Genomic DNA, 7,478 nt, shown 5'->3' on the forward strand with positions numbered 1-7,478 from the left:
GCTTGTTCAAGGGGTATCAACGGGGCCCCACGACAGTCGTGGGGCGCAACGGGGGAGGTTTTTCCATGTCGATCGACGAGACTCAGGAGAGGGCGGGCGCGGAGGACACGGCGGTCATGGCGGCCGCCGCGGCTTCCTACCCGGTGGCACCGGGCCACCGGCTCAACGTCCGCAGCGGCCCCGGCACCGGCTACGCCGTCGTACGGGTCCTCGCCGAGGGGGCCAGGGTCCGGATCACCTGCCAGACGACGGGCACCCGGGTCTCGGGCCCGTACGGCACCTCGAACGTCTGGGACAACATCGGCAACGGCCAGTACGTCTCGGACGCGTACATCTACACCGGCAGCGACGGATACGTGGCCCCGCGCTGCTGACCACCGCTCAGCCGGCTCCGAGAGGGCGCCGGCCGGAGGAGCCGGACACGGCTCACCGGTCGGCGCCCTAGGCAGCGGCCGCGGGGAGCGCGAGCATCACCAGGGCCGCCACCACGTAGAGCACCGCCGAGACGACGAGGACGACGCCGAACGCGTGACCGTAGCCGGCCAGGTCCGGCCGGCCGGCCGTCGACCCGGTGACGGCGGTGAAGAAGACCGTGCCCAGAACGGCGATGCCGATCGCGGCGCCGATCTGGTGGACCGTGGAGAGCACACCGCCCGCGGCGCCCGCGTTGCGTCCGGGGACCCCGGCGAGGACGACGCCGACGAGAACGGGGGCGGCCAGACCGAGACCCAGGCCGCCAAGGAAGAGGGCGAGAGCGAGCGGCCAGTATCCGGGGTCGTCACCGTCCCTGACGACCGCCCACAGGACCCACTGGGAGGCGGCGATGGTGAGTGAACCGGCGATCGGCAACACCCTCCCGGCCCTCGCGACGAGAGCGACCCCGAGCCCCGAGGTGAGGATCGAGCCGAACGTGTAGGGCAGGATCACCAGGCCGGTCTCCCACGCGCTGCGGCCGGTGCCGAGCTGGAGATAGACCGACAGCGTGAGGAAGAACGCCCCGAGACCGCCGAAGAAGAGCACGGACGCCCCCAGCCCGGTCCCCAAGGCGCGGATACGGAGCAGAGCCGGGTCGAAGACGGGTTCGCCCCCGCGTCGGACCAGTCGGCGCTCGTGGCCGAGGAAGAGCGCCAGCACGACGATCCCGGCGGCGAGGAGGGCGTAACTCGCCGCGGTCCATCCCCAGGACTCGGTCTGGATGATCGGCAACAGCAGGAGCAGGATGCCCGCGGCCGCGAGCAGCGCACCCGGCAGGTCCAGCCGCGCGGTCGAGGCGGAGCGGGACTCCGGCAGGACCTTCGCGCCGAGGCTGCCCGGTGGTACCTCGTCGCGTTCCAACCGGACGCGGACCGCTGGCGCGCGATGCGCGTCGACCGCCTCCACCCGCGCATGCCCACGGGCAGAACCTTCGAGCGCCGCGACGTCCCGCACGGTGACCCGGTCGCCTTCGTCATGAGCACCCACGACCGCGGCGACACCCCGGCGGAATGGCCCTGCCGCGGCTCCGCCCTCCTCGCGCTGCCCGCACCCGTCGTCGCCCGGTTCGCCCCCGGCGGATCGACCGTCGAACACGTCACCGACTCCAGCTGCCGGCTCACACTCGGCGCCTGGTCCTGGGCCGGTGTGGCGGGACTGCTCCTGACCTTCGACACCGGCATCACGGACATCGAGCCGGCCGAACTCCGGCAGGCGCTGCGCACCGTGCGCACCCGCGTCGACGAGGGACTCGGACACGACCGCTGAAGGGGGCAGGGCAGGGGGACTCGCACGCACATGCGGGGGAGGGGTCACAATCGAGGCGTGAGCGCAGCAGAGAACGACACCCGTGACACGAACGGCACCCCGGCCGGCCCCCGGCCGGAGCCCATCCGGTTCTTCGGCACCACCTGGGTCGACCACTCCGGCGGGTACGCCGCCCGCCGCGCCGGCGTCGCCGTCGGCTCCCTCGCCGCCGCGACCGCCGCCTGCTTCGTGCTGCGCCTCGCCTACGACGGGCTCCGGATCGCCGACGTGGGCAGCTTCGTCTCGCTGCTGATGGTCGTGATGTTCGCGATCTGCAGCGCGCTCGCCTTCCGCCACACCTGGTCCGGCTTCACCACCCGCCCCGACCCCGAGCGCCAGGCGTCCCTGCGCGGCCTGCTGTCCATCGGCTTCATCGGCTCCCTCCTCGCCTACTTCGTGCGCTCCCTCACCGAGGCCCCGGGCGAGAAACTGCACCGCGCGGAGTACGAGCAGGCCCGCGAGGAGTACGAGCGGCGCGTCACCCGCCGCACCGGCAACCCGTCCAAGAAGCGCCGCCGCCGCTCCTGACCCGGCGAAAATCCCCCGGCGTCCTCCCGTCGCACGGCCACCATGGCCGTATGACGACACCGAGAGCCGGCCAGGCCACCCACACCACCCGCGCCCACTCCTTCAACGCGGCCGCCGCCCAGTACGCAGCGAGCCGCCCCTCCTACCCGCCCGCCCTCTTCGACGCGATCGAGGAACTGACCGGCCGCCCCCTCGCCGGCTCGCGGGTCGCGGACATAGGCGCCGGCACGGGCATAGCGACCGCCCGCCTGCACGAGCGCGGCGCCGACGTGATCGCCGTCGAGCCCGGCGAGGGCATGGCGGCCGAGTTCCGCCGCACCCTGCCCGCTGTGCCGGTCGTCCGGGGCAGCGGCGACGCCCTGCCCCTCGCCGACCACAGCGCCGACCTCCTCACCTACGCCCAGGCCTGGCACTGGACGGACCCCGCCCGCGCCGTCCCGGAAGCGGCACGCGTGCTGCGCCCGGGCGGGGCGCTCGCCCTGTGGTGGAACACCAGCGCGCTCGACGTGCCGTGGATCGCGGAGGCGGACGAACGCGCCTGCCGTCACTTCGGCTTCGACGTCTCCGCCGAGAAACGCAACCTCGACGCCCACACCGCGGATCTCGCCGGCCGCCTCGACGTCGTACGCCGTGACATCCGCTGGAGCCGCCGCGTCCCCCTCGACACCCACCTCGCCAACCTCGGCAGCCACTCGCTGTTCCTGCTGCAGGGCGAGGAGCGCAGCACCGCCTACCTCGCCGAGGAGCGACGGCACGTCCTGGACGTCTTCCCGGACGGGATCGTCGAAGAGACCTACGACGTCCTGCTCCTCCTCGCGACCACCCCCACACCCCCGGCCTCGACCGCTTGACGGCACGCGCCGGCCGGGAGGACTATTCATCACATGATGAATTACTCCTCCCGGCCCACGGAGGAACCGGCCGTCCACGCCCAGGACCTCACCGTCGTCCGAGGCCCCCGCACCGTCCTGCGCGGCCTCGGCTTCACCGTCCCGCGCGGCCGGATCACCGGTCTCCTCGGCCCCTCCGGCTGCGGCAAGTCGACCCTGATGCGGACCGTCGTCGGCACCCAGGCCAAGGTCACCGGCACCCTCGACGTCCTCGGCCGCCCCGCCGGCCACCCCACCCTGCGCACCCGCATCGGCTACGTCACCCAGGCCCCCTCCGTCTACGACGACCTGACCGTCCGCCAGAACCTCGACTACTTCGCCGCGATCCTCGACCCCGGCCGGTCGGCCGCCGACCGCCGCCACGACAACGTCACCCGGGCCATCGCCGACGTCGACCTCACCACCCACGCCGACGCCCTGGCGGGGAACCTCTCCGGCGGCCAGCGCAGCCGCGTCTCCCTCGCCGTGGCCCTCCTCGGCACCCCCGAGCTGCTCGTCCTCGACGAACCCACCGTCGGCCTCGACCCCGTCCTCCGCCGCGACCTGTGGCAGCTCTTCCACACCCTCGCCGCCGAACGCGACGCCACCCTCCTCATCTCCTCCCACGTCATGGACGAGGCCGAGCGCTGCCACCGCCTGCTGCTCATGCGCGCGGGCGAGATCCTCGCCGACGACACCCCTGACGCCCTGCGTACCCGCACCGGCGCCGACACCGTCGAGGCGGCCTTCCTCCACCTGGTCGACGAGGCGGAAGCGGCCGGCCGTACGAAGGAGACGACCCGATGAGCACGATCACCCCCGCCCCGGCGCGGGCCCTCAGCGCCTCCCGTACCACCGCCACCGCCGTCCGTGTCCTGCGCCAGCTCCGCCACGACCCGCGCACCGTCGCGCTGATGATCCTCATCCCCTGCGTGATGCTGTTCCTGCTCCGCTACGTCTTCGACGGCGACGCGCGCGTCTTCGACAACATCGGCGCCTCACTCCTCGGCATCTTTCCGCTGATCACGATGTTCCTGGTCACCTCGATCGCCACCCTGCGCGAACGGACCTCCGGCACCCTCGAACGCCTCCTCGCCATGCCGCTGGGCAAGGGCGACCTCATCGCCGGTTACGCCCTCGCCTTCGGCACGCTGGCGATCGTCCAGTCCGCCCTCGCCACCGGCCTCGCCGTCTGGTTCCTGGGCCTCGACGTCACCGGCAGCCCGTGGCTGCTGCTCCTGGTGGCGCTGCTCGACGCCCTCCTCGGCACGGCCCTCGGCCTGTTCGTCTCGGCCTTCGCGGCCTCCGAATTCCAGGCGGTCCAGTTCATGCCGGCAGTGATCTTCCCTCAGCTCCTCCTCTGCGGCCTCTTCACGCCCCGCGACAGCATGCACCCCGTCCTGGAGGCCATCTCCGACGTCCTCCCCATGTCCTACGCCGTCGACGGCATGAACGAGGTCCTCCGGCACACCGACATGACCGCCGCCTTCGTCCGCGACACAGCGATCGTCGCCGCCTGCGCCCTCCTGGTCCTGACCCTGGGCGCGGCGACCTTGAAACGCCGGACGCAATAAGAGCCCGTCCTGGGGCGCAGCCCCCGGGGACGGGACGGGACGGGACGGGACGGGACGGGACGGCGGGGGCGAAAACCCCCGACAGGCAACCCACCGCCGGCAACCCACCGCCGACATCCCGCCCACCGGACACCCCACCCCCGCCCGCCCCCGGAATGCGAGGATGCCCGCAGGACGACGCACCCCCCGGAGGGCACCCCCAGCCATGACCCAGAACGTCGCAGTCCTCGGCACCGGCAAAATCGGCGAAGCCCTGCTCAGCGGAATGATCCGCGCCGGCTGGGCCCCCGCCGACCTCCTCGTCACCGCCCGCCGCCAGGAACGAGCCGACGAACTCCGCACCCGCTACGGAGTCACCCCGGTCTCCAACGAGGAAGCCGCCAAGACCGCCGACACCCTGATCCTCACGGTCAAGCCGCAGGACATGGGCACCCTCCTCGACGAACTCGCCCCGCACATCCCCGCCGACCGCCTGGTCATCAGCGGCGCGGCCGGCATCCCCACCTCCTTCTTCGAGGAACGCCTCGCCACCGGCACCCCGGTCGTCCGCGTCATGACCAACACCCCCGCCCTCGTCGACGAGGCCATGTCGGTGATCTCCGCCGGAAGCCACGCCACCGCCGGCCACCTCGCCCACGCCGAGGAGATCTTCGGTGCCGTCGGCAAGACGCTCCGGGTCCCCGAGTCCCAGCAGGACGCCTGCACCGCCCTCTCCGGCTCCGGCCCCGCGTACTTCTTCTACCTGGTCGAAGCCATGACCGATGCCGGCATCCTGCTGGGCCTGCCCCGCGACAAGGCCCACGACCTGATCGTCCAGTCCGCGATCGGCGCCGCGACCATGCTCCGCGACTCCGGCGAACACCCGGTGAAGCTCCGCGAGAACGTCACCTCCCCCGCAGGCACCACCATCAACGCCATCCGCGAACTCGAGAACCACGGCGTACGTGCCGCCCTCATCGCCGCTCTGGAAGCCGCCCGCGACCGCAGCCGCGAACTCGCCTCCGGCAACAAGGACTGACCACCGCCCCGCCGACAGCGCCCGCGCCTACCGGACCGCGTTCAGCACGGGCGCCCCGGTATTCGAACCCGCCGGCAACAACCCGATCGCCCGATAAGCGGCATCCACGGTCGGCCGAGCCATGCCCCGCGCCCTGTCCGCGCCATCCCGCAGCACCCCCTCCACGTAACCAGGATCCGCGCACAACTCCTTGTGCCTCTCCTGCACGGGCCTCAGCACCTCGACCACAGCCTCCGCGGTGTCCCTCTTCAAAGACCCGTACGACTCATATACACCGGCCAGCGCCTCCGGGTTCCCACCCGTGCACGCCGCGAGGATCTCCAGCAGATTCGCCAGCCCCGGCCGGGCCTCCCTGTCGTGAACGACCTCCCGCCCGCTGTCGGTCACCGCCCGCATGACCTTCTTCCGCACCACGTCCGGCTCGTCCAGCAGATAGACGATCCCCGGCCCCGTGTCGTCGCTCTTCCCCATCTTCGACGTCGGATCCTGCAGGTTCATCACCCGCGCCGCCACCCCCGGGTGCGTGGCCCGCGGCACCACGAACGCGTGCCCGTACCGCTGGTTGAAGCGCACCGCGAGATCCCTGGTCAGCTCCACGTGCTGTGCCTGGTCGTCCCCGACCGGCACCTCATCGGCGCCGTACGCCAGGATGTCCGCCGCCATCAGCACCGGATACGTCAGCAGCGACAGCCGTACGCTCCCGCCCCGCCGCTGCTCCCGGGCGGCCTTCTCCTTGTACTGGATCATCCGGCGCATCTCGCCGTCCGTGGCCACGCACTCCAGCAGGTACGACAGCCGCGCATGCTCGTCCACATGACTCTGCACGAACACCGTGCACAGCTCCGGATCCAGGCCGGAAGCCAGCAGCAGCGTCGCCGCCTGCCGACTCAGCCTGCGCACCCGCGCGGGATCGTGGTCGACGGTGAGCGCATGCAGATCGACGACGCAGAACAGCGCGTCGGACCGGTGCTGGTCGACCGCGGCCCACTGCCGCATGGCACCCAGGTAGTTCCCCAGCGTCAGATGCCCCGTCGGCTTGATCCCACTGAAGACCCGTGTCATCTCTCTTCTCCCTCTCCTCGCGGAGGCCGCCGTCCCCGGCCGGCCGCCCCTCGGAGTCCTGGAGGGAGAAAACAAAACGGCCGCCGAGGCGGCGGCCGTTGAGTGCGCACGTAGCGTCGGCCGCCGTCAGGCGGCCCACCAGAACTGGCTGTACGTACGCGTCGTCATGGGCACCAGCGTACGCCCGCCGGGTGGGTTCGGGCAGCGAGTTGACACTCCCCTGCGCGGTCCGTATGGTTCTCCGAGTTGTCCGACGTGAGAGCCGACTCCGGTCGGTCCCCGGGCAGCCATTCCACGAGTACCACCAACGAACGACGTCAGCAGTCTGTCTACTGGCGCGTCAGTGGCCCGCGTATTCGTGAAATGAGGAATCCGCGCCCGAAAGGGAGCAGGACCCCGATTAGGTCGGGGGCCGGGAATCCGCTAAAGTCTCACTCGTCGGAACGGCCCAACGGTCGGGAAGACGGACCCCGCTGACTGGGAATCAGGCCCGAAAGGATCTGATAGAGTCGGAACCGCCGGAAAGGGAAACGCGAAAGCGTGAACCTGGAAGGCACCGAGGAAATCGGATCGAAAAGATCTGATAGAGTCGGAAACACCGAAGGGAAGCGCCCGGAGGAAAGCCCGAGAGGGTGAGTACGAAGGAAG

Annotated in this window: 9 protein-coding genes; 7 read left to right on the forward strand and 2 right to left on the reverse strand. The window is 71.4% G+C overall.

Annotated elements, in window-relative coordinates:
- Nucleotides 1-65: 65 nt before the first annotated feature.
- Nucleotides 66-374, forward strand: a complete 309-nt coding sequence (locus ACZ434_RS32470; protein ID WP_468462290.1) for an SH3 domain-containing protein — start codon at nt 66-68, stop codon at nt 372-374.
- A 67-nt stretch (nt 375-441) separates the two neighbouring features.
- Here ACZ434_RS32470 and ACZ434_RS32475 read toward each other — a convergent pair whose 3' ends face one another.
- On the reverse strand, nt 442-1,335 hold the full coding sequence (locus ACZ434_RS32475) for an MFS transporter (RefSeq protein ID WP_468462292.1): 894 nt from the start codon (nt 1,333-1,335) through the stop codon (nt 442-444).
- Nucleotides 1,336-1,386: 51 nt separating this feature from the next.
- Between ACZ434_RS32475 and ACZ434_RS32480 the strand changes: the two genes are divergently transcribed.
- The 6 genes from ACZ434_RS32480 (at nt 1,387) to proC (ending at nt 5,768) form a co-directional block, all read left to right on the forward strand.
- A complete protein-coding gene (locus ACZ434_RS32480; RefSeq protein WP_468462294.1) occupies nt 1,387-1,740 on the forward strand; it encodes a WCX domain-containing protein in 354 nt (117 codons plus the stop codon).
- 30 nt (nt 1,741-1,770) lie between these two features.
- On the forward strand, nt 1,771-2,307 hold the full coding sequence (locus ACZ434_RS32485; RefSeq protein WP_468462296.1) for an EamA/RhaT family transporter: 537 nt from the start codon (nt 1,771-1,773) through the stop codon (nt 2,305-2,307).
- A gap of 50 nt (nt 2,308-2,357) precedes the next feature.
- Nucleotides 2,358-3,158 (forward strand): class I SAM-dependent methyltransferase, encoded by an 801-nt coding sequence (locus ACZ434_RS32490; protein ID WP_468462298.1) that lies wholly within the window; start codon nt 2,358-2,360, stop codon nt 3,156-3,158.
- Between the two features lie 36 nt (nt 3,159-3,194).
- The gene (locus ACZ434_RS32495; protein ID WP_468462306.1) at nt 3,195-3,983 is read left to right on the forward strand and encodes an ABC transporter ATP-binding protein; all 789 of its coding nucleotides are present in this window, start codon (nt 3,195-3,197) and stop codon (nt 3,981-3,983) included.
- A complete protein-coding gene (locus ACZ434_RS32500; RefSeq protein ID WP_468462300.1) occupies nt 3,980-4,750 on the forward strand; it encodes an ABC transporter permease in 771 nt (256 codons plus the stop codon). Before ACZ434_RS32495 ends, ACZ434_RS32500 begins: the two co-directional genes overlap by 4 nt.
- Before the next feature lie 205 nt (nt 4,751-4,955).
- Entirely contained in the window at nt 4,956-5,768 is an 813-nt protein-coding gene (gene proC, locus ACZ434_RS32505) for a pyrroline-5-carboxylate reductase (protein WP_468462302.1), read from the forward strand.
- 27 nt (nt 5,769-5,795) lie between these two features.
- Here the strand turns inward: proC and trpS are convergent, their stop codons facing one another.
- Entirely contained in the window at nt 5,796-6,830 is a 1,035-nt protein-coding gene (trpS, locus tag ACZ434_RS32510; protein ID WP_468462304.1) for a tryptophan--tRNA ligase, read from the reverse strand.
- Between the last annotated feature and the right edge of the window lie 648 nt (nt 6,831-7,478).

Source organism: Streptomyces sp. NPDC030893 (assembly GCF_055571535.1).